We start from the raw sequence: 18940 nt of genomic DNA on the forward strand, positions 1-18940 counted from the left end.
TTTCATACAACAAACCAAGCTTGGAGGAGAAAGGATGCGCAAGCTGATCGCTCTGATGCCGATTCTTTTGCTCATGACCAGTTGTCAAATCGCAGATGCCCCCGGACTAACAGGAGGACTGAAAATGGAAGAACCCAAAGAAAATATAACTTTTCATACCATCGAACCTTCCGGGCTGCCGGAAGAGATTCAGAAGCAAGTGAATCAAAAACTGGCGACACCGAAGAAACAGGCTGTTCTGTTTCACGAAGATAGCCGACATTTCGCTTTGATTACCCTGGGCGAACAGAAAACGGCCGGGTACACCATCACCGTTGACCAAGTTGTCCGCCGGGGAAATACCGTAACGGTATATGCCACGGAAAAAACTCCGGCGAAAGGAAGCTTTGCCGCACAGGTGATCACCCACCCTTCGATTATCATCACTTTTTCCGCCAAACAGCCGGTGCAGCATTTGGAAGTGAAATGGACACAAAGCTGACAAAAAAAGGAGGCGAATTCCCTGTGAAAAGGGTTCCGCTTCCTTTTTTCAAGCAGTTTTATATCCCTTGCATCCCTAAAAAAGCGATAAGTACAAATGATCGATGATGTCATTTTTTCGGCTGTTCAGGCTGATGCGGTTGTTCATATGGATCCTTGACCGGTTCATATGGTGTCATGATTTCCGGAAAATACGGCTGGGAAATTTCAGGTTCGTGTGTTGGATACGTTACATCCGGTATCTTAAAACAAATCATTTCAGCTTCCCTCCTCGTTATCCGTATTGTTCCCACTCCTTCCGGTTTTACGTTTTCACTTTTTCCCATTAAAAAATCCCTCCGACCGGCAGCCGGGGGGAACAGTTGGGAGGGGAGGAAGCGTGCATGCTTCCCGTATGATCGATCCATGCATCGCAAACGGTATATATCTCTTTCCGAAAAACGGAATTCGGGTCAACCTGTCACTTTCCGGCTGGAGCCCGTTTGTTGCGACGATCCATCATGACCGCTTTTGATTTTCATAAGCTCTCAGCCATGGGGACTCCGGCGATTCCGGCGACTCCCATACCGGTTTTTCCGTGCCGGAATACGCTGGTTGTGGAGGAGGAGGCATCATCCCCGGGCCTTGCGGAGGGATCGCCGCTCCCGGAAAACCTTGTGCGTGAACCGGAGGTGTGGGAATCATCCAGGGATGCCATGCACCATAAGGCGGCAGATAAGCAGAGGTCATGCTTTGCCCTCCGCAACATCCGGAACCGGCAGGCGTATAATGGTAATGATAATACGGGATAAACCCGTATGTGTAAGCAGGATAATTTCGGAAGCCAACCGGACCCGGTTGGTAATATCCGTAATCCATGTCTGTCCCTCCTTTGATCTGACGATACACCACCAATATATGCCCGCCCGGCCTGCCTTATGAGAGAAACCCTCTTCCTACAGCCCCTGCACCAGTCCTACTCCGGTAAGCGGATCCCGCCCCGCCGGCGGCAGATCGATCGCCCGGTGATACAGCATGGCTTTCAACTCGGCCGAAGTCGCCCTGGGAAAAGCAGCCCGATAGATGGCCAGAACTCCCGTCACATGGGCTGCGGCCATCGAGGTTCCGCTCAACACCGCATAACGGCTGTAGAAATAAGTGCTCAAGATCCCCGTTCCCGGCGCTGCGATATCCACTTTTCCGGTGGCTGAATACGAGTCCCGACGGTTTAACTTATTCAGCGCCGCCACGGAAATCACCGGGGATATCCTTGCCGGGATCGAAACGGTATCGCCTTTTCCGGACGCATTTCCATTGTTCCCTGCGGCAGCGACAATCAAAATCCCCCTGCTTACGGCTGCCGCAATCGCTTGCGCCAAGGCCGGGTGAATCGTTTGCCCGCCGCTGATGCTGATATTCAGGATATGCATCCGATTGGCAATCGCCCATTCAATTCCCTTAATCAAATTGGAAATCGTTCCGTGTCCTGCAGAATTCAATACCTTGATCGCGTAAAGAGATACCTTCGGGGCGATCCCGACCACGCCAAAGTGGTTGTTTAATGCCCCGATGATTCCGGCAATATGGGTCCCGTGGCCGTTATCATCTTGCGGAGGCAGAAAAGGTGAAAGAACATTTACGCCGCCTTTAATGTTTGAAACCAGATCCGGATGATGAAAGTCGAGCCCGGTATCAATGACCCCCACCCGCACTCCCGTACCGTTGTTCAATCTGCGTTTCCCGAGGACCCTTGCGACATTCCAGGTCAGCACCTGGCTGTTGACGGCCCTTTTGTCATTGATCCTGCGGGAGGCTGAAAACACTTTTTCGATCTTGAAAAAAGGCAGCCGCAGCAAGCGGTCTTCCTGTATACTGATTAAATCCGGGTCCTTTTTCAATTTGAAGGCATTTTTCGGGGATTTAAACGATGCCGTAACGGTGGAAGAATATTTTCCGACATGGTGAATCTGTCCCCCGGCTTGTTTCACGATTTCAGGTTTGGCAACTGAACGAAAAACAAACGTATAACGTCCTTCCGGTGAAACAGCTGACATAAAATCACCCCTTTATTCTAGTTATGAATAAAAGGGTGATTTTGCTTGGACTAGATTGGTAAGTATTTAGTTGATTTTAAGTTTCGCCATCCGGCTTCTTTGACTTGCTTGAGGGAATTCTGCCCGCCCTCTTCACCGCATCTTTTAATAGAAATTCAATCTGTGCATTTACACTTCGAAATTCATCGGCCGCCCATTTTTCTATCATATTGTAAAGCTCTTGATCGATTCTCAGCAAAAACCGCTTTTTGTTGGTACTCATGTAAACAAGGTTCCGGTATTAATTACCGGAGTCGTCTCTCCTTCAGATACCAAGGCGACCATCAGATTATTCACCATCGCAGCTTTTCTTTCCTCATCCAGTTCGACGACGCCCTTCTTTTCGATGTGGTCCAACGCCATTTCCACCATGCCGATCGCACCTTCTACGATTTTCTGCCTGGCTGCAATCACCGCCTGCGCCTGTTGGCGGCGAAGCATCGCCTGGGCGATTTCGGGAGCATAAGCCAAATGGCTGATCCTCGCCTCCAAAATTTCCACTCCGGCGATTTTCAGCCGCTCTTGCAGCTCGGTGCACAGATTTTCCGCCACTTCCTCCGGCGCTCCCATCAACGAAGGAAGCGACTGGTCATGGCGATCATAAGGGTAACGGCTGGCCAGGGAGCGGATGGCGGTTTCGCTCTGGATCGCCACAAAAACGTTAAAATCCTCCACATCGAAAAGCGCTTTAGCGGAGTCGACCACTTTCCATACAATCACAGCGCCGATCAGAATCGGGTTTCCATCAGCATCGTTTACTTTCAGTTTATCACTGTGAAAATTGCGTACGCGCAGGGAGATTTTCTTTTTTGATGCGAAAGGATTCGCCCAAAAAAACCCATCTTCCGCAATCGTACCGGCATACTTGCCAAAAAAGGTGAGAACGCGGGCCTCATTCGGCTGAATCATAACGAATCCGGGGAGAAGCAGAACGGCCACCACCAGAAAAATGATCCCAATCCCGTAGATGACGAGTCCGGCTCCGGCCAAAAGCAAGAAAATTTCGAGCAACAAAAACAAAAATCCATTTGCCTTCCATGCAACTCTCTCTTCAGTGCGTGTCATGCGCTGCCCCCTTATCAATTTGTTATCTATATGATATCATTATGATAATAAAAAATCCATTCCTGCGGCCGAAAAAAGCTCGGCGAAGGAATGGAAAATGGTCATTGAGTAAGCGGTGTCAGAGATGGCAATGCATCAGTGCGGGTTTGGACAGTTGAGATGAAGAGTTTGGCAAGCTCATCATATCCCGTCTGGTTCGGGTGTACTTCATCGCTGAAATATTCTTTGCGATTTAAAAAAACATCAAACGGGTTGATCAGTTTGGCTCCGAATTGGTTGCAGATTTTCTCCAAGGCACGGTTAAGGGATTGGATGAGAAATGAGGCTTTGCCAACGCCGATTTCATAAGCTGGCAAAGGAATATAAAATCCGAGCACACGAAGCACCGCCGCCGGATTTTCTCTGCGCATCAGCGTAAGCATCTTCCTGACATTATCCTGAAGTTTATGGGTTGTCTTCATAATTTTTCTCAGAGTCAACTCATTATTTTCATAAAGCGAAATGAAATCGCATCCCCCGGTGGTGATGGTAATGTGCGTCATTCTAGGCAACAGGCGAATCATCGCAGGGTTGCTCACCAAGGATAGCAGTTCGTCAGAGGTCATACCGGAAATTCCAAAATTCCGCACATAACATTGGTTTGAATGCCGCAAATGCTGAAAATATTGGGCAACAAAATGTGCGGAAGGGTTACTGGCTCCAATCCCCTCCGTGAGAGAATCTCCCAGGGCCAGATAAGCGACAGGTGAGATCCGCTGTTCGTTCATGCCTTTCCTTCCTTCCCTTCTTCCATTTCAAAAGCCACCGCATGCGCTATACAAGGAATGGCTTCCCCCTGTTGGTATGAAACGGTACTCAATAAGGCACCGGTCGCGACTACCAGGATGCGCTTCCACTTGTTCCGCATCATTTCTCTCAACAGATGCCCATAGGTTACGACAGCACTGCATGCACACCCGCTGCCGCCGGCAAATGTTTCTTGCTTCTGGGTATAAATCATCAACCCGCAATCCGCAAAATGTTCCCCCATCTCAAAGCCAGCATTCTTCAGCAGCTCCCGCGCGATGGGCAATCCCACTTTGGCAAGATCCCCGGTGACGATTAAGTCATAATCTTCAGGGGATCGGCCGGTATCGGCAAAATGCGCTTGAATCGTCTGCGCGGCCGCCGGCGCCATGGCAGAACCCATATCCATCGGATTTTTCACGCCCAGGTCGGTTACTTTGCCAACGGTGGCATAGCGAACAACCGGGCCGTCACCCGAACGCCCCAACAAGCAGGCGCCTGCCCCGGTCACGGTCCATTGGGCCGTCTCCGGCTTTTGTCCGCCATACTCTGTCGGATAGCGGTACTGCTTTTCTGCTGTACAATTGTGGCTGCTCACACCGGCGATCACATGACGGGCATAGCCGCCATCGACCAATACCGCCGCCAAAGCCAAAGACAACATCGAAGTGGAACAGGCGCCGTATACGCCGAGAAACGGAATCTGGTTCGTTTTGGCGGAAAACGAGGCGGAAATGTTTTGGTTCAGCAAATCGCCGGCAAGATAAAAATCGATTTGTTCCGGGGTCAGGCCTGCCTTTTCTATGGCAAGGGAAACGGCATCCTCAAGCATTTTGCGTTCCGCCTTTTCCCATGTTTCTTCCCCGGCATACAGATCCGGATAAATTTTATCGAAACTCTCCCTTAACAATCCTTCCCCTTCCATCGGGCCGACTGTGGCAGCACTGGACAGGACGCGAACATCATTTTGAAATTCCCATGTGCTTTTTCCAATCAGCTTGGTTCCTGTCATTTCGTCTCCCCCATGTCATCTCACCAGTCCGGTCAAGGTATAGATCAAACCGATCACAAAGGCGGACAGCGTTCCAAACACAATCACTGCCCCTGCCAGCTTAAACATGTTTCCGCCTACTCCGAGAACATAGCCTTCAGCCCGGTGTTCCAGCGCCGACGAAGCAATCGAATTGGCAAATCCCGTGACCGGTACGGCCAATCCGGCGCCGGCCCATTGACCGATCCGGTCGTAAACTCCCAGCCCGGTCAAAAGGCAGGAAATAAAGATCAGTGTGGCTGCGGTCGGATCGCCGGCCTTTTCCGGTTTAAACCCAAACCAGTGAATATACATCAGCATGAGCGCCTGGCCAAGTACGCAGACCAATCCGCCGATCACAAAAGCTTTCAGGGAATTCATCCATATTTTAGGCTTGGGCCGATGTTTGTTTGCGATTTTTTCATAAGCCAATTCCTTTTCCTTCTGTCTGTGCTTTTCCATCGCCATCGCCCCCTTTTTTCGATCTGTCCGTTTTTAGAGTGCGCCTTCCCACTCTCTTTATGCATCATAAAAAATGCCTCCCTGCTATTCTGACTGCACTCCGTACGCTTCGCCGAGCAAGGTCTGCGCTTCCCGCATGCATTCGACTTTGATCCACTCGTTCAGCAACTTTTCTTTATAGAGAAACCCGTGCAGTTCCGCTTCAATCTCACGATGGTCCGGTGTTTGTTTCACCGCAATGATTCGCCCGCCCATTCGCCTCAGCGCTTTTCTGCTCTCGCTTTCTTTTTCCGCCAGACGTTCTGACATTTTCCTTATTTGTTCCAACCAAATTTCCTTCAGTTTGCAGGGGGAACGGGCCACGGTCCGGTAATCGGCCTGCAAGACAAGGGCAAGCACCTGCAAAATGGCCGTTTTTTTGACCAAGGTCAGGAAAGACTCATATTCTTCGCCGGAAATCATCACAGCACACGTCCTTCCCTTGACGTAAAAAGCCGCCGGGTCAACCGGCAGCTTTTTACCTTTCGGGTTATGACTTGAGATCATTTGATGCATTCGGATTATGCGTTTCTGAAATTTCGTTGAGAGCCTGGCTCGCTTCATCTTGATGTTGCTCGCGTACAGCCATGTCCCCAATCGACACGACACCGACCAGGCGGTTGTTTTCCACGACCGGCAACCGGCGAACTTGTGCTTCAGCCATTATTCTCGCCGCTTCATCCACCGTCATGTCCGGAGTTCCCGTCACTAGGGAAGTGGACATAATGTCAGCCACCGAACCGGAATTGGGCTGTTTGCCGGCGATTCCGCGCACAACGAGGTCGCGGTCGGTAATGACTCCTTTCAAGACGCCGTTTTCCACTACGGGAACCATCCCAACATTCGATGCCCGCATTTTGGAAGCTGCCTCAAAAACATTGTCCTGCGGCGTAACGTATTCCACATCAGTCGTCATAATCTCACGCAACGTGTGCATCAAAGATCCCCCCCCCTGAGCCTTATGGTAACCAAACGGGGGATTCTCATTCTCCCTTTCCGCTTCCAAGAAACCGCATAGCCGTCCGAACCCACAATTCCGCCCCGATTTTCATCGCTTCTTCATCGAAATCAAAAAGGGGATGATGGTGGGGAGCCGTGATATTCCGCTCCGTGTTGCCGGCGCCCACAAAGCAAAATGCTCCCGGCCGTTGCTTCAGGTAATAGGCGAAATCCTCCCCTGCCATCACCGGATCGATTTGCCAGACCCCCTGCTCCCCGACAATCGCCTTGGCGGACTCGGCCAATATGTCAGTGGCGGCAGGCTCATTGACAACCGGAGGGTATCCCCAGGTATAATCAAACCGGTAATCTGCTCCAAACATCCGGCAAACCCCCTGAATCACTTCTTCCATCCTGGCCACGATCGCTTCGCGCGTCTCTTGCTTAAAGGCACGGACCGTTCCCCAAAATCGGCAACGCTCAGCAATCACATTAAACGCATTGCCGGCTTCGATTTGACCGACCGTGATGACGCCTGAATCCAGGGGATTGAGACAGCGGCTGATAATCGTCTGTAACTGGACAATTACATGGGATGCAATCACCACTGAATCAACCGCTTCATGCGGCAGTCCGCCATGTCCGCCTTTGCCGATGATCTCCACTTCAAAGGAATCGGCGGATGCCATCAGTTCCCCGCTGCGAATCCCAATGACCCCGCAAGGCAGAGGAGTCCACAGATGGACGCCGAAAATGGCATCAACCCCGTCCAGCACACCAGCGTCGATCATGGACACCGCACCGCCCGGCAACAACTCCTCCGCATGCTGAAACAAAAACAAGATGGAACCGTCCCATTGCTCCCTGAGCTCTGTCAAGACGGCAGCTGCCCCGAGCAAAGTGGCCATATGCCCGTCGTGTCCGCAGGCGTGCATCACTCCCGGAACCTGTGACCGGTAGGAGCAATCCTTTTCATCCTGAATCGGCAGTGCATCCATATCAGATCTTAAGGCGACAGTTCGCCCCGGCCCTTTTCCGCGGAGAAGTCCGACAAGGCCATGCCCGCCGATTCCCGTTCTCACTTCCAGACCGAGGCTTTTCAAAATGGAAGCCACTTTTTGCGCGGTTTCCTTTTCCTTAAATGAAAGCTCGGGGTTACGGTGAAAATCCCGGCGCCACTCAACCATCCGTGGATAAATTTCCGCAATTCGCTCTTTTATCCTCTCCATTTATCTCTCCCCTTTTCATTGGCACACGAACTGAAGCGGCAGCGGATATTTTTTGAATACTCATGTTTCTCTAATTTCGGACTTCTGTCACCCCCGATCGGTTGCGCTTACATGGGTAATCGTACTATCATAAATAATGATTCAATTCGGTGTGAAATGCAAAGGGAGGCGCCCAGATGATTTTTAACCACATAAAAACCAAAGGTATCAAGAAAGAATTCGGCGAAATGGAAAAAATCATGAAAAAATTGGGGTTTGTCCGCTGGTCCTGGGATTATGAGAAAGTCACTTATGATTTGAAATATACGTCTGATCAAATTGATTATTTCTTGCGCTTGCGGGCAGATGTAATCAATGACAAACGTCTCGAACACCCGAAAGCACTTCTGGAAATCGGAACCCCGGTCTTTGTGCGCCACTTTTTCCCGCACGGTATCGATGAAACAGCAGAGGTTCCCGAATCGTTACGGCAACAGGTAAACGCCAAACTGGAAGAACTGGAAAAAGCGTTAAACGGCTGACCATCGTTGCTGCAAAACGATGACGGTCTGCCGGCACCCCCGGGATGAAAACGGAGTGAAATACCGGGGTGGCAGGAACCGCAGGGATGCCGCCTGCTGCACCAAGGCAAAAAAAGAGGGTGCTTTCGATCCTCACCCTCTTTCCTCATTTTATTTTGTTTTCCGCAGCCTTCGAATCGTGAAATTCCCCCAGCTCCACCCCGTCCACTTTGATGTTCACCTCTACCACTTTCAGGCCGGTCATCATTTCAACGGCTTCTTTCACCCTTTGTTGCAGATTCCGGCACACCTCGTCAATTTTCACCCCGTATTCCACAATCACCCGAAGATCGATTGCCGCCTCCAATTTTCCAACCTGAACGTTGACCCCTCTAGTGATGTTTTTGCCGCTGACGCGTTTGGCCAGTCCCTCGGCCATCCCGCCTGACATGCTGGCAATGCCGTTTGTCTTGCTCGCCGCAAACCCGGCGATCACAGCGACCACATCATCGGCAATGCGCAGCGTTCCACCTTGAAGATCTGCCATTTGTTTTCCCCCTCGTTGTCATAAAATCGCATCGGAACATCACACGGAAGACAAGCAGTCCCAGGCCTAGCTCACTTTGTATCCTGCGATTTTCACCATCGTTTGTACCTGAGGATGGGTCAGATTCACTTTGTACCCGTAATATGTTTTGGAATCCATCTCAATTTCCACAGGTATAATATATTTCCCTTTTAACAATTTTGAAAACAATTGGTTGGCTTCCAGCTCATCCAAATGAAATTTGCGAATAAAATCATTCTTTATCCAAGTGCTTCCATAACTCTTCCCAATATTATTGGGATCGTGATACCACTCATAAATTTGCACGACCGCGTTATGAATGAGCCGGTCGACACGGGAGAGATTTTGGAATTGGTGAATATTGAGAAATTCAAATAAATTGTGGGTGTTATCGCAGAATTCATGCAGCCCGGCCGAACGGGACAAACTTTCATCACAGAGGCAAAAAAGTTCCACCCGTTTTCCCTTTGACCATAGCCGGTCCAGGAGGGGGATCATGTCTTGATCTGCACTGACGATAATGTAGGTGCTGATCTCCGGGATCTGGTAAAGCACTTCCATGGCGTCAAGGCAAAGCTGGATATCTGCCGCGTTTTTCCGGTCCCTGCCGTCTCTGCCGTTTCCGTATACCTGATGCACATGAACTCTTTTTTTCTGGAGGCTCATCATGGACAAATCCAACTGCTCAAAATCGGCATATGCCTCAATCATCCGGATCGATTCTCTGCCATAATGGTCTTGCAGGCGCAAAAACAGGTTGTGTGATTCATCGGGATGGTCAGGATCCATGTGATATTTCTTCAAACCGTAGTAAACATTCTCTAAATCAATAAAGATCGCTGTATCTTTTACCCTGCCATTCAACCATTCTACCTCCTTTCTAATCATTCAAGCATATTTAATTATTTCGATCCTTGGGAGAGTATTCCTTCCAAAATCGGCTAAAACAGTCTGCAATCTACTTTGATAGGATTTGACATATTTCGATTGTTTCGTATGCTAAATTGAGGATTATTTAATATGTTGTTCACACTTTTTCCATCGAGAGGTTTGTTTCCTGTTTTTGACAAACGAAAATTTAAGAGGTGAACATTTTGAAGAAAAAGTGGTTTGTTGCCTTGCTCCTTCTCACAACAATCATCAGTGCGGGAGCACACTTTTTTACCCACAATCAGCCTTTTCAATTTGCCAGTGCCTGTTTGTCCCTTCTCTTCTGGGCGGCGCTTCTGGGGAAAGCGACCGAAAGCGTGGCCCATTATTCCGGCGAACGGCTGGGCGGGCTGTTAAATGCCACCTTCGGTAACGCGGCGGAGCTGATTATCGCCATCTTTCTGGTGAAAGCCGGATTGTTCGACATGGTTAAAGCCAGCATTACCGGATCGATCATCGGAAATCTGCTGCTCGTGTTCGGGCTGAGCGTATTCGCCGGCGGATTGAAATTCAAAATTCAGCAATTCAATCCACTCTTAGCCGGTCATAACGCTTCATTGATGATGCTGGCGGTCATCGCCCTGTTTATCCCTGCCGTCTTTATGCACGGTCTCACCCGCAGCGAAATCAGCATGGTCAGCGTCGTCATCGCCATTGTCCTGATCATCGGATATTTTCTGTGGCTCTATTTTTCCCTGGTCACCCATAAAGAAGAGCTGGGGGATAAAGTGGACGGCATGCCTGATTTGGATCAGCATGAAGAACCGGACTGGTCCAAAGGCGTATCACTCCTGTTCCTGCTGATCGCCACTGTCTTCGTCGCCATCGAGAGCGAATGGCTTGTACATAGTGTGGAATCTGTAGCCAAAGCGCTGGGCTGGTCGGAATTGTTCATCGGGGCCTTCCTGATTGCGATTATCGGAAATGCTGCCGAACACAGTGCCGCCGTCTTTATGGCGATGAAAAACCGCATCGGAGTGGCTGTTGAAATCGCCGTCGGAAGCAGCCTGCAAATCGCCTTGTTCGTCGCTCCGGTTCTCGTCTTTGTCAGCCTGTTATTCGGCAATCCCATGAACATCATCTTCAGCAATTACGAAATTGCGGCAATCGCCGTGGCCTCATTGATCGCTTCCTCGATCTCCCGTGATGGATCTACCAACTGGTATGAAGGAATTCTGCTGGTGCTGGTTTACATCATCTTGGGAACTGTCTTTTTTGTCGTCTGATCCCCCTGAACACGGGAAGGCCCTTTCGCCAAAGTGCGGAAGGGCCTTTCTTGGTGCAACGGAACCGGACATGATCGTTTTTTATTCAAAATTACCCGGCAGGAATCTATAAATTAATAATGAAATAATTTAATACTAAATATGAATACACTTTTTAAATGATAATTCCATTTTAAAAACAGTGATCACCACACCAAACGTCAAAATGGCATTCTGCATGCCGTCATCCTTTCCGAAAGCACCAATCTTCCATAGAAACGAGGTTGCCTGGTTCCTGTCCGGCGTGATCATCTCGTTTTAAAATTTAAAAATGAATTAAAGGGGTGACAAACATGAATGAACAGCAATTGATCACGTTTATCGAAGTGGCCCGTAAGCGTCACTTCCGGCACGCGGCGGAAACCCTGAACTTAACCCAACCTGCCGTCAGCGCACAGATCCGCAGCCTGGAAGAAGAATTGGGAACCACTCTCTTTTACCGGTCGCAAGTGAAACTGACGGCCGGCGGTGTTCTCTTTTATCCTTATGCGCAAAAAATTCTTGATTTGATGCAAGAGGGGCGCGAAGTGATTACCGAAGAAAAAGAGAAAGCCCATAGCCCCGTAACGATCGGGACGACTGCCTGCCTGTCTTTGGCGATTGTCTCCCGCATCTCGAAATATTTCCAAACGGGCAGCCCCGGGCTTCCGCTCAAAATCCTTAACTTGAGAACGGAAAAGATGATGAAGCTGCTTCAGGAAGGGCAAATCGAACTGGGGATTGCCTATTCCTATTCCCCGTTGCCCTCCCAAGTGGAAAAAAAGACACTGTTTTACGATTCCTTTACCCTGATTGACTCAGCGACCCGGCCAGTTATAAATAATAAAAGGTCTTTTCTCCCTTTGAAAGAGTTGGATAAGCTGCCGATGATCTCATTTGCCGGTGCAACCACCGAACGGGATCTCCTGAACGAGATCATGAGAAGATACGGAATTGAACTAAATATCCAGATCGAGCTGTCCAGCGTTGAAGAAATCAAGCGGTTGGTTGCAGAGGGTTTCGGCACCGCCCTGATCCCCGGACTCGCCCTGGGCAGCGGAGATTTCCGCTTGCGCCACATCCGGGTAACCCAGTTTGAGCATACGCTCCCCGTTTTTCTCTATTTTCTGAAAAGGCGCTACCTGCCCCGCGCAATTCGCCAGCTGATCCATGATATCAGCGGGATTTATCCTGTCGAATCGGAAGAATAGAAAAGACTCCCACAAGGAGTCTACGATCGTAATCTTTATTTGATTTCAGGAATCATGGAAGAATTTTTGCATATAAATCCGCAAGTTTTCGTTCAAGATCATGAATAATCTGCTGACCTTGCTCACGTGTGATCAATCCGGCACGAACAGCAAAGTCGATTTCCCGGGATAAACCAAACATCTGTGTATCTAAAACTTCCTCATATAAAGGACATTTCGGCAAAGTTAAATTATCCAATTGAACCGAAATCAATTGAGCAATTTTTTCTGCATCTTCATTTAAGAGTTGCACCGCGCGCAGATTTAAATCGGTCTGTGTCGGTGTGGTCAACGCAAACCCCCCCATCGACCGTTCTACTCGGGATTGCGGAAAACGGCCCTAATACCTGTACACTAATACTAATCATAGTGTATCACGATCCTCCTGCTTTTGCAAAACACTTGCATCCTGTCACGGCTGCGTCCCCCCGTCCCGGCAACGCTGTTCTCTCCGTCACCGTCTCTTCTTCTGTTTTTTGCAACGCCAAACTTCGCTATAATGAATAGGGCATGATCAAATATTTTATGAAACAGGTGATCGCTATGAGTTCCGTTATTCTCATAACCGGAAAAGTTCAGTTCAAGATCAATCTCGATCCGACGATCTGGATCATCGATGACCGCCGTTTTTCTTTAAGCGATCGCATCCCCGGAACGGAGGGGCTGGCCATGGAACTCGCGCCTTTTCTGAATAACGCCGGGCCCGCTCCAGACGCAACCCACGTGATTCTTCACCGTTCGGTGGGAGAAAAAGTGATCCTGACAATGGAACAAGCGCAAACTTCCTTTTTGTGTTTTGCCAAGGAAAATAAACCGATTCGCGAAGGCGGCCCGGCCCTTTTGTATCTGGCAGACGGCAGCAACAAAGAGAACCCGGTTTCCCATCTGACCGAACTGGAAGTAACCAGTATGTGAGAAAGAGAAAAAGCAGGCAACCGGCTCGCTCCAGCTTGTTGACAAAGTCCCTTCTTGGTACTTCCTCTGCTCCCGGCCCCCTTCGCCGCAAAGGTCGCACAAAAAAGCACCAATCCCCTTCCGCCTGAACTTGTCGACAGCCTCAGCGGGCAACCAGCCTGCTATTTTTTATATCCCTTTCATATCAAAAAACGATTGCATCATATAGGCAGGTCAGACTTGCCTTTCACCAAGATGCCGTCCGCCATAAAAGGCGAATATCACTTTCCCTTTGGCAACAGATAAAAAGTCGCTGTCGCATAGCAGATTCGCTTCCCTTTCTCGTTGGTAATTTCACAATTGAGAACAGCCAGCGTCCGGCCAAGGTGGAGCAGTTCCGCGCGTGAAATGAGCATTTTGCCCGTCCCCGGTTTTAAATAATTGATCTTCAGTTCAGCTGTTACTGCTCCCGAACCTTCGGGAAGCAGACGGTTGATGCAGGAGCCCATCGTGGAATCAGCGAGCGTCGCCGCGATCCCTCCGTGCACAATGCCGCGGCGATTCAACATAAACGGGGTAATTGGCACGCGAAATTCGTATACTTTCTCTTCGATAAACCGGCCGGACAAACCGAGAAAGCCGGAGAGATAGGCGCTGTTCCGTTCCCGTTTCTGCCGGATCGCCTGTAAGGCCAATGCCAGCACTTCTTTTTCTTCTTCCGTCCCGTTTTCCAATACTTCCCGCAGCTCATCCGCCAACGTCATCCCTGATCCCCTTCTTTCTTTACAATGAAGGCGACAACAAATAGTGATATAAGAGCAAATAGGTATTTTTCAAAGCTTCGAGGTGTGTGCGTTCATAGGCGTGAGAACCGTCGACGCCCGGCCCGATCAAGGCATGCATCATGTCATAGCCAGCCCGAACCGCCGCACTGGCATCGGAAGCATAAAAGGGGTACAAATCAACCTGATGGTAGATTCCTTCTCTTTCGGCTATTTCGATCAGTTTGGTCGTAAGTCCGTAATGATAGGGACCACTTCCGTCTTTGGCACAGATGGAAACGCAGTACTCATCCGTCGTTTGTCCTTCACCGATCGCGCCCATATCCACTGCCAAATATTCACGGACCTGCGGCGGAATGCTGGAGTTTGCACCAAATCCGACTTCTTCAAAATTGCTGAAGAAGAAATGGGTTGTGTGCGGCAACCGGACGGATGACTCATGCAAGTAAAGCAACAGTTCAAGCAGAATGGCCGCACTCGCTTTGTCATCCAAATGACGCGCTTTGATAAATCCCGCCTCTGTCGTCACCACCTGCGGATCAAAAGATACAAAATCGCCGACGCGAATTCCCAGTGCCTTTACATCCTGCGCCGATTTCACCCGCTCATCCAACCGGACTTCCATGTGCTCATCCGATCTTTTTTGCTCTTCCGCATCAGCATAAACGTGGACCGATGTATGGGAAGCAAGGATCGTCCCCGAAAACATCCGGCCTTTCCTCGTTTCCACCCGGCAATAAGCCCCGTCGACGGAAAACCAGCCGAATCCCCCGATTTTACTTAACCGCAAGCGGCCGTTCTCCTTGATTTCCTTCACCATGGCTCCCAACGTATCCACATGGACGGTAACCAGTCGATGAACCTGGTCGTTTTCTCCCGGAACCGTGACGATTAATCCGCCTTTGGCTGTAAGCATCGCATTTAGACCGGATTGCTTCAACCGGGAATGAATGTAATCGACCGCTTTTTCCGCCCTGCCTGTCGGACTGTGGATTTCCAATAATTGAATCAGGGTTTGAAGCACAGTCTCCTCAGGAAATGAAATCATCACCAAAACCTCGCTTCCCTTTTAATGTCGAAAGAAGACGGCTTCCTTCTATATTGTCTGAGAAGGAAGCCGTAGAACATCCATCACTCCGCCAGCACAAATCCGGCCGGGATTTGCATCCGCATCATTTGATTAAATCAGGAGCGGTTCTCATTTCTGTTCCACTCTGGCGACGACGGTTTCTCCTGCCTGAAGAGAACCGGTTGCACAGAGTTCCAGTGACCATGCCGCCGATTCCGGAAAAATAACGGGCGTGATCAGAGGTTTCCCGCTGTTTTTAATCTTCTCCATATCAAAATCGAGCAATTTCTGGCCGGCCGAAACCCGATCTCCTTCCGATACATATGCCGTAAATCCGTCTCCCTCTAATTCCACCGTATCGATGCCGACATGAATCAGGATTTCCAAGCCGTTTTTCGTCTTGATTCCAATCGCGTGTTTGGTCGGAAACAGATTGGTGATTTCACCGTCTGCCGGAGCATATACTTCGCCCTTTTCCGGTTCGATCGCAAATCCGTCGCCCATCATCTTCTGCGAAAAAACCTGATCGGGCACCTCTTCGAGCGGAACGTAACGCCCTGTTAGCGGGGCGGCAATTTCAACCGACTTTTTGCGTCTCCAGAACAAACCCGATTCCTCCTTAAAAAGATTCGCTTGCCTTTAAATTTTCCGGGTTGAGCGGAATTAAGTCATCGACCACAAACAGCCCGTCTTTGCGGATCAGTTCCCCGTCAAAATAGATTTCGCCTCCGCCGTAATCCGCGCGCTGGATCAAGACGAGATCCCAGTGGATGGACGACCGGTTGCCGTTGTCTGCCTCCTCGTAGGCCTGACCCGGAGTGAAATGGAAACTTCCGTTAATTTTTTCATCAAACAGGGTATCTTTCATCGGATGGTTGATGTGCGGGTTGACGCCCAGGCTGAATTCACCGATGTAGCGCGCACCCTCGTCAGCATCCAAAATCTGATTCAGCCGTTCGGTATTATTCGCGGTGGCATTGATGATTTTTCCGTTCTTCAATTCAAAGCGGATGTTTTCAAAGGTGACCCCTTGATAGACCGATGGCGTATTAAAGGTGATCACGCCATTGACCGAATCCCTCACCGGTGCGGTATAAACTTCACCATCAGGGATATTGCACTCCCCGGCGCATTTGATAACCGGAATATCCTTGATCGAGAAGGTGAGATCCGTACCCGGTCCGACAATGCGAACCTGATCTGTCCGCTCCATCCGTTTCACCAAAGGCTCCATCGCTTTGGCCATCCGTTCATAATCGACATTGCAGACGCGGAAGTAGAAGTCTTCAAATGCTTCCGTACTCATGTTGGCCAGCTGTGCCATGGCGGAGTTGGGGTAACGAAGCACAACCCACTTCGTATGTTTCACCCGTTGTTCGCTATGTACGGGATGATTGAACATCCGGGCATAGAGGTTCATTTTGTCTTCCGGCACGTCAGACAGCTCGCTCACATTGTCGCTTCCGCGCACCCCGATATAGCAATCCATCGATTTCATCTGGTTCAGGGCATGTTTCGCCATGGTTTCCATGTGTTCTTCCGATGTTCCCAGCAAGAGTGCACGGGTGACAACATGGTCATTCAGCTGCACATACGGGTACCCTCCCGCCTCATATACCGCTGCGATCAAAGCCCGGACCAGCTCTCTTTCCTTTCCAAAAATATCAATTAAAACACGTTCTCCCGGTTGAACCCGGCAAGAATGTTCAACCAATATTTTAGCTAATTTGGAAATACGAGGATCACGCATTGGAAAACATCTCCTTCTAATATGTATTCCCTTTGCAAAAAACAACGAACGTTTAAACGACGCTACTATTTTATCACGAGATGACTATAATTTAAAATGCTTCCATTTTAATCAATAGATAGAGTGGCACTCATTATCCAATTAATGCCACAGAAAGGCATTTATGACGAATCGCCACCTTTCCCAAAATTCTTTCTAGTCCGTAAATTCACAAGTTATGCACACCGCATACCCTCTTTTCAGATTGAATCCGCAGGTGTACAATAGCACGAGAAAGCTTTACTGCAGTCGTGTGAACGATTTTATTTTAACATTTACGGAAAGGATCGGGAAATATATCATGTTTGCTTTTGAACGTGTTGAAGGAGATAAAAAAACTAGCTATGAGCTGATCTTGAAACAATTGAAGCATCTGATCGAGGGTGAAAAAGACTGGATGGCCAATCTGGCCAATTGCGCTTCCCATCTGTATCACACTCTGAGCGATGTGAACTGGACAGGCTTTTATCTGTTGAAAGGGAATGAACTTGTTCTCGGCCCCTTTAACGGAAAACCCGCCTGCGTCCGCATTCCGGTCGGACGGGGTGTTTGCGGCACGGCAGTAAAAGAAGAGAAAACGCAGCTGGTCGAAGATGTATTTGCATTTCCGGGCCATATCGCCTGCGATGCGGCCTCCCGCTCGGAGATTGTCATCCCGCTGAAGGCAGACGGAGTCCTGATCGGCGTTCTCGATATCGACAGTCCGGTAACGGCCCGTTTTACCCCGGAAGATCAAACGTATTTGGAGCAATATGCCCGCATCCTGGTCGAAGGAACCGACTGGTCCCCGCTGACCAGAGCTTGATCAGGTCGGAAGAGAAAATCTTGCAAACCCGAAAAAAAACCCTCTGGCCAAAAACCAGAGGGAAACATGCCTATTGCTGAATTCCCCGAAAATCGGCATAGATCCGGTAAGCACGGCGGATTTCTTCTTTCATCCACTCCGGAAATTCCGCTTCGTTCAAGCGATGGAGCTCAACCCAGAAATAGTGATCATGCTCCGAGCTTAACTTTAACTCGCCCAAAGGCTTGTCACAGGCAAATTTCACGATAATCAGGTGTTTATCTTCCTGAATTTCATCATAGATGTAGGCCGGTGCCACCACTTTCACTTGCAGCCCGGTCTCTTCCATCACCTCTCGCGCCAGCGCATCCATCAACGGTTCACTGGGCTCAAGCCCGCCTCCCGGAAAATCCCAGCCGTGCGTATCATTGGCCAGCCTTTCTTCCAGAGATTTGCGCAGGATGAGCACTCGGTCCTGATGATCAAAAATGATCGCTTTCGCAACAATTTTATATGGTTTGTTCATCGGATTTTCCACCTACTGTAATCGAAAAAAGGTTGAAGAAGCTGTGGCAATCAACTTTTTCCGTTCATCGGTCACTTTCGTCTCCAACAGGATAATCGTTTTCCCTTTTTTGATGACAGCTGTCTCTGCGGTCAGCCATCCGCTTTCTCCGGGTGCCAGAAAATTCACGTTAAGATCCAGCGTCACAGCTTTGGTTCCTTCATCCATATGGAAAATGGTGGAACCCATAGCCGTGTCGATAAATGTGGCTGTAATGCCGCCATGCAGGATTTTGTAGCGATTTTTCAGTTCATCGGTAATCAGCATCCGATGCACGTAAGCGCCTTTTTCCTGGTCATAGCCGACCGCTTGAAAGTTCATTAGCTCTTCGACAAAAGCAAGAGGGCTGACCCGGGTTCGTTTCAGGGCTTGGACGAGTTTGTGAATGGTCCGAACTTCATTGGGATTCAGGTCTTGCAATTCTTGGTACAATGTTTCCAGTGTCATATGTACTTTTCCCCTT

The 18940-nt window shown here is 49.5% G+C and carries 26 protein-coding genes; 7 read left to right on the top strand and 19 right to left on the bottom strand.

From position 1 onward, the window contains the following. The first annotated feature begins 34 nt into the window (after nucleotides 1-34). Together I8U17_RS00945 and I8U17_RS18535 are read left to right on the top strand one after the other, a co-directional pair. Nucleotides 35-481 (top strand): protease complex subunit PrcB family protein, encoded by a 447-nt coding sequence (locus tag I8U17_RS00945; protein ID WP_198058910.1) that lies wholly within the window; start codon nucleotides 35-37, stop codon nucleotides 479-481. Between the two features lie 378 nt (nucleotides 482-859). Continuing rightward, nucleotides 860-994 (top strand): hypothetical protein, encoded by a 135-nt coding sequence (locus I8U17_RS18535; protein ID WP_255517803.1) that lies wholly within the window; start codon nucleotides 860-862, stop codon nucleotides 992-994. Here the strand turns inward: I8U17_RS18535 and I8U17_RS00950 are convergent. The 10 genes from I8U17_RS00950 to I8U17_RS00995 form a co-directional block, all read right to left on the bottom strand. Then, a complete protein-coding gene (locus I8U17_RS00950; protein WP_033100987.1) occupies nucleotides 979-1338 on the bottom strand; it encodes a hypothetical protein in 360 nt (119 codons plus the stop codon). The genes I8U17_RS18535 and I8U17_RS00950 overlap by 16 nt on opposite strands. Before the next feature lie 77 nt (nucleotides 1339-1415). Next, the gene (locus I8U17_RS00955; protein ID WP_198058911.1) at nucleotides 1416-2513 is read right to left on the bottom strand and encodes a S8 family peptidase; all 1098 of its coding nucleotides are present in this window, start codon (nucleotides 2511-2513) and stop codon (nucleotides 1416-1418) included. Nucleotides 2514-2589: 76 nt separating this feature from the next. Next, nucleotides 2590-2775: a type II toxin-antitoxin system antitoxin gene (locus tag I8U17_RS00960; RefSeq protein WP_033100986.1), complete on the bottom strand. Its 186-nt coding sequence runs from the start codon at nucleotides 2773-2775 to the stop codon at nucleotides 2590-2592. Further along, a complete protein-coding gene (locus I8U17_RS00965; protein WP_033100985.1) occupies nucleotides 2772-3617 on the bottom strand; it encodes an SPFH domain-containing protein in 846 nt (281 codons plus the stop codon). Before I8U17_RS00965 ends, I8U17_RS00960 begins: the two co-directional genes overlap by 4 nt. Before the next feature lie 101 nt (nucleotides 3618-3718). After that, a complete protein-coding gene (locus tag I8U17_RS00970; protein ID WP_033100984.1) occupies nucleotides 3719-4384 on the bottom strand; it encodes a GDSL-type esterase/lipase family protein in 666 nt (221 codons plus the stop codon). Continuing rightward, nucleotides 4381-5415, bottom strand: a complete 1035-nt coding sequence (gene spoVAD, locus I8U17_RS00975; protein ID WP_033100983.1) for a stage V sporulation protein AD — start codon at nucleotides 5413-5415, stop codon at nucleotides 4381-4383. Before spoVAD ends, I8U17_RS00970 begins: the two co-directional genes overlap by 4 nt. 15 nt (nucleotides 5416-5430) lie before the next feature. Then, nucleotides 5431-5895, bottom strand: coding sequence for a stage V sporulation protein AC (gene spoVAC / locus I8U17_RS00980; RefSeq protein WP_152568543.1), 465 nt, complete (start codon nucleotides 5893-5895; stop codon nucleotides 5431-5433). An 84-nt stretch (nucleotides 5896-5979) separates the two neighbouring features. Beyond that, a complete protein-coding gene (locus I8U17_RS00985) occupies nucleotides 5980-6357 on the bottom strand; it encodes a YhjD family protein (protein WP_198055198.1) in 378 nt (125 codons plus the stop codon). Nucleotides 6358-6424: 67 nt separating this feature from the next. After that, entirely contained in the window at nucleotides 6425-6871 is a 447-nt protein-coding gene (locus tag I8U17_RS00990) for a CBS domain-containing protein (RefSeq protein ID WP_033100980.1), read from the bottom strand. Nucleotides 6872-6917: 46 nt separating this feature from the next. Then, a complete protein-coding gene (locus I8U17_RS00995; protein ID WP_033100979.1) occupies nucleotides 6918-8102 on the bottom strand; it encodes a M20 metallopeptidase family protein in 1185 nt (394 codons plus the stop codon). A 176-nt stretch (nucleotides 8103-8278) separates the two neighbouring features. Here I8U17_RS00995 and I8U17_RS01000 point away from each other — a divergent pair, with 176 nt between their 5' ends. Beyond that, entirely contained in the window at nucleotides 8279-8623 is a 345-nt protein-coding gene (locus I8U17_RS01000; protein ID WP_033100978.1) for a YugN family protein, read from the top strand. A 145-nt stretch (nucleotides 8624-8768) separates the two neighbouring features. Here I8U17_RS01000 and I8U17_RS01005 read toward each other — a convergent pair whose 3' ends face one another. Both I8U17_RS01005 and I8U17_RS01010 read right to left on the bottom strand, forming a co-directional pair. After that, complete coding sequence (locus I8U17_RS01005; protein ID WP_033100977.1) at nucleotides 8769-9149, bottom strand: Asp23/Gls24 family envelope stress response protein; 381 nt, start codon at nucleotides 9147-9149, stop codon at nucleotides 8769-8771. A 66-nt stretch (nucleotides 9150-9215) separates the two neighbouring features. Further along, nucleotides 9216-10034 carry an NYN domain-containing protein gene (locus tag I8U17_RS01010; protein WP_160173843.1) on the bottom strand — a complete coding sequence of 273 codons (819 nt, stop codon included), beginning with the start codon at nucleotides 10032-10034 and terminating at the stop codon, nucleotides 9216-9218. Between the two features lie 230 nt (nucleotides 10035-10264). Here I8U17_RS01010 and cax point away from each other — a divergent pair, with 230 nt between their 5' ends. Together cax and I8U17_RS01020 are read left to right on the top strand one after the other, a co-directional pair. After that, nucleotides 10265-11326 carry a calcium/proton exchanger gene (cax, locus tag I8U17_RS01015; RefSeq protein WP_198058912.1) on the top strand — a complete coding sequence of 354 codons (1062 nt, stop codon included), beginning with the start codon at nucleotides 10265-10267 and terminating at the stop codon, nucleotides 11324-11326. A gap of 332 nt (nucleotides 11327-11658) precedes the next feature. After that, on the top strand, nucleotides 11659-12555 hold the full coding sequence (locus I8U17_RS01020; RefSeq protein ID WP_198055195.1) for a LysR family transcriptional regulator: 897 nt from the start codon (nucleotides 11659-11661) through the stop codon (nucleotides 12553-12555). Nucleotides 12556-12607: 52 nt separating this feature from the next. On the opposite strand, the gene I8U17_RS01025 is transcribed toward I8U17_RS01020, so the two are convergent. Beyond that, nucleotides 12608-12886 (bottom strand): Fpa/YlaN family protein, encoded by a 279-nt coding sequence (locus tag I8U17_RS01025; protein ID WP_033099067.1) that lies wholly within the window; start codon nucleotides 12884-12886, stop codon nucleotides 12608-12610. Between the two features lie 251 nt (nucleotides 12887-13137). On the opposite strand from I8U17_RS01025, the gene I8U17_RS01030 reads away from it, so the two are divergent. Beyond that, nucleotides 13138-13509, top strand: coding sequence for a hypothetical protein (locus I8U17_RS01030; protein WP_033099068.1), 372 nt, complete (start codon nucleotides 13138-13140; stop codon nucleotides 13507-13509). A gap of 260 nt (nucleotides 13510-13769) precedes the next feature. On the opposite strand, the gene I8U17_RS01035 is transcribed toward I8U17_RS01030, so the two are convergent. From I8U17_RS01035 to I8U17_RS01050, 4 genes are all read right to left on the bottom strand, one after another. Next, nucleotides 13770-14252 (bottom strand): PaaI family thioesterase, encoded by a 483-nt coding sequence (locus I8U17_RS01035; protein WP_309485181.1) that lies wholly within the window; start codon nucleotides 14250-14252, stop codon nucleotides 13770-13772. A gap of 19 nt (nucleotides 14253-14271) precedes the next feature. Further along, complete coding sequence (locus I8U17_RS01040; protein ID WP_033099120.1) at nucleotides 14272-15318, bottom strand: M42 family metallopeptidase; 1047 nt, start codon at nucleotides 15316-15318, stop codon at nucleotides 14272-14274. A 150-nt stretch (nucleotides 15319-15468) separates the two neighbouring features. After that, entirely contained in the window at nucleotides 15469-15945 is a 477-nt protein-coding gene (locus I8U17_RS01045; RefSeq protein ID WP_033099069.1) for a PTS sugar transporter subunit IIA, read from the bottom strand. A gap of 13 nt (nucleotides 15946-15958) precedes the next feature. Continuing rightward, on the bottom strand, nucleotides 15959-17089 hold the full coding sequence (locus tag I8U17_RS01050) for an aminopeptidase (protein WP_033099070.1): 1131 nt from the start codon (nucleotides 17087-17089) through the stop codon (nucleotides 15959-15961). Between the two features lie 340 nt (nucleotides 17090-17429). Between I8U17_RS01050 and I8U17_RS01055 the strand changes: the two genes are divergently transcribed. Further along, the gene (locus I8U17_RS01055) at nucleotides 17430-17933 is read left to right on the top strand and encodes a GAF domain-containing protein (RefSeq protein ID WP_198058913.1); all 504 of its coding nucleotides are present in this window, start codon (nucleotides 17430-17432) and stop codon (nucleotides 17931-17933) included. 70 nt (nucleotides 17934-18003) lie between these two features. Here the strand turns inward: I8U17_RS01055 and I8U17_RS01060 are convergent, their stop codons facing one another. Both I8U17_RS01060 and I8U17_RS01065 read right to left on the bottom strand, forming a co-directional pair. Beyond that, nucleotides 18004-18438 carry an NUDIX hydrolase gene (locus tag I8U17_RS01060; protein ID WP_052153828.1) on the bottom strand — a complete coding sequence of 145 codons (435 nt, stop codon included), beginning with the start codon at nucleotides 18436-18438 and terminating at the stop codon, nucleotides 18004-18006. Nucleotides 18439-18450: 12 nt separating this feature from the next. Then, a complete protein-coding gene (locus tag I8U17_RS01065) occupies nucleotides 18451-18924 on the bottom strand; it encodes a PaaI family thioesterase (protein WP_198058914.1) in 474 nt (157 codons plus the stop codon). Nucleotides 18925-18940 lie beyond the last annotated feature (16 nt).

The organism is Thermoactinomyces sp. CICC 10521 (assembly GCF_016055135.1).
In the GTDB taxonomy this organism is placed as follows: domain Bacteria; phylum Bacillota; class Bacilli; order Thermoactinomycetales; family Thermoactinomycetaceae; genus Thermoactinomyces_A; species Thermoactinomyces_A daqus.

Excerpts from the sequence above, each read along its gene's own strand:
- I8U17_RS00945 (WP_198058910.1), top strand. The coding sequence starts at position 35 with ATGCGCAAGCTGATCGCTCTGATGCCGATTCTTTTGCTCATGACCAGT.
- I8U17_RS00950 (WP_033100987.1), bottom strand. The coding sequence starts at position 1,338 with ATGGATTACGGATATTACCAACCGGGTCCGGTTGGCTTCCGAAATTAT.
- I8U17_RS00955 (WP_198058911.1), bottom strand. The coding sequence starts at position 2,513 with ATGTCAGCTGTTTCACCGGAAGGACGTTATACGTTTGTTTTTCGTTCA.
- I8U17_RS00960 (WP_033100986.1), bottom strand. The coding sequence starts at position 2,775 with ATGAGTACCAACAAAAAGCGGTTTTTGCTGAGAATCGATCAAGAGCTT.
- I8U17_RS00965 (WP_033100985.1), bottom strand. The coding sequence starts at position 3,617 with ATGACACGCACTGAAGAGAGAGTTGCATGGAAGGCAAATGGATTTTTG.
- I8U17_RS00970 (WP_033100984.1), bottom strand. The coding sequence starts at position 4,384 with ATGAACGAACAGCGGATCTCACCTGTCGCTTATCTGGCCCTGGGAGAT.
- spoVAD (WP_033100983.1), bottom strand. The coding sequence starts at position 5,415 with ATGACAGGAACCAAGCTGATTGGAAAAAGCACATGGGAATTTCAAAAT.
- spoVAC (WP_152568543.1), bottom strand. The coding sequence starts at position 5,895 with ATGGAAAAGCACAGACAGAAGGAAAAGGAATTGGCTTATGAAAAAATC.
- I8U17_RS00985 (WP_198055198.1), bottom strand. The coding sequence starts at position 6,357 with ATGATTTCCGGCGAAGAATATGAGTCTTTCCTGACCTTGGTCAAAAAA.
- I8U17_RS00990 (WP_033100980.1), bottom strand. The coding sequence starts at position 6,871 with ATGCACACGTTGCGTGAGATTATGACGACTGATGTGGAATACGTTACG.
- I8U17_RS00995 (WP_033100979.1), bottom strand. The coding sequence starts at position 8,102 with ATGGAGAGGATAAAAGAGCGAATTGCGGAAATTTATCCACGGATGGTT.
- I8U17_RS01000 (WP_033100978.1), top strand. The coding sequence starts at position 8,279 with ATGATTTTTAACCACATAAAAACCAAAGGTATCAAGAAAGAATTCGGC.
- I8U17_RS01005 (WP_033100977.1), bottom strand. The coding sequence starts at position 9,149 with ATGGCAGATCTTCAAGGTGGAACGCTGCGCATTGCCGATGATGTGGTC.
- I8U17_RS01020 (WP_198055195.1), top strand. The coding sequence starts at position 11,659 with ATGAATGAACAGCAATTGATCACGTTTATCGAAGTGGCCCGTAAGCGT.
- I8U17_RS01030 (WP_033099068.1), top strand. The coding sequence starts at position 13,138 with ATGAGTTCCGTTATTCTCATAACCGGAAAAGTTCAGTTCAAGATCAAT.
- I8U17_RS01035 (WP_309485181.1), bottom strand. The coding sequence starts at position 14,252 with ATGACGTTGGCGGATGAGCTGCGGGAAGTATTGGAAAACGGGACGGAA.
- I8U17_RS01040 (WP_033099120.1), bottom strand. The coding sequence starts at position 15,318 with ATGATTTCATTTCCTGAGGAGACTGTGCTTCAAACCCTGATTCAATTA.
- I8U17_RS01050 (WP_033099070.1), bottom strand. The coding sequence starts at position 17,089 with ATGCGTGATCCTCGTATTTCCAAATTAGCTAAAATATTGGTTGAACAT.
- I8U17_RS01055 (WP_198058913.1), top strand. The coding sequence starts at position 17,430 with ATGTTTGCTTTTGAACGTGTTGAAGGAGATAAAAAAACTAGCTATGAG.
- I8U17_RS01060 (WP_052153828.1), bottom strand. The coding sequence starts at position 18,438 with ATGAACAAACCATATAAAATTGTTGCGAAAGCGATCATTTTTGATCAT.
- I8U17_RS01065 (WP_198058914.1), bottom strand. The coding sequence starts at position 18,924 with ATGACACTGGAAACATTGTACCAAGAATTGCAAGACCTGAATCCCAAT.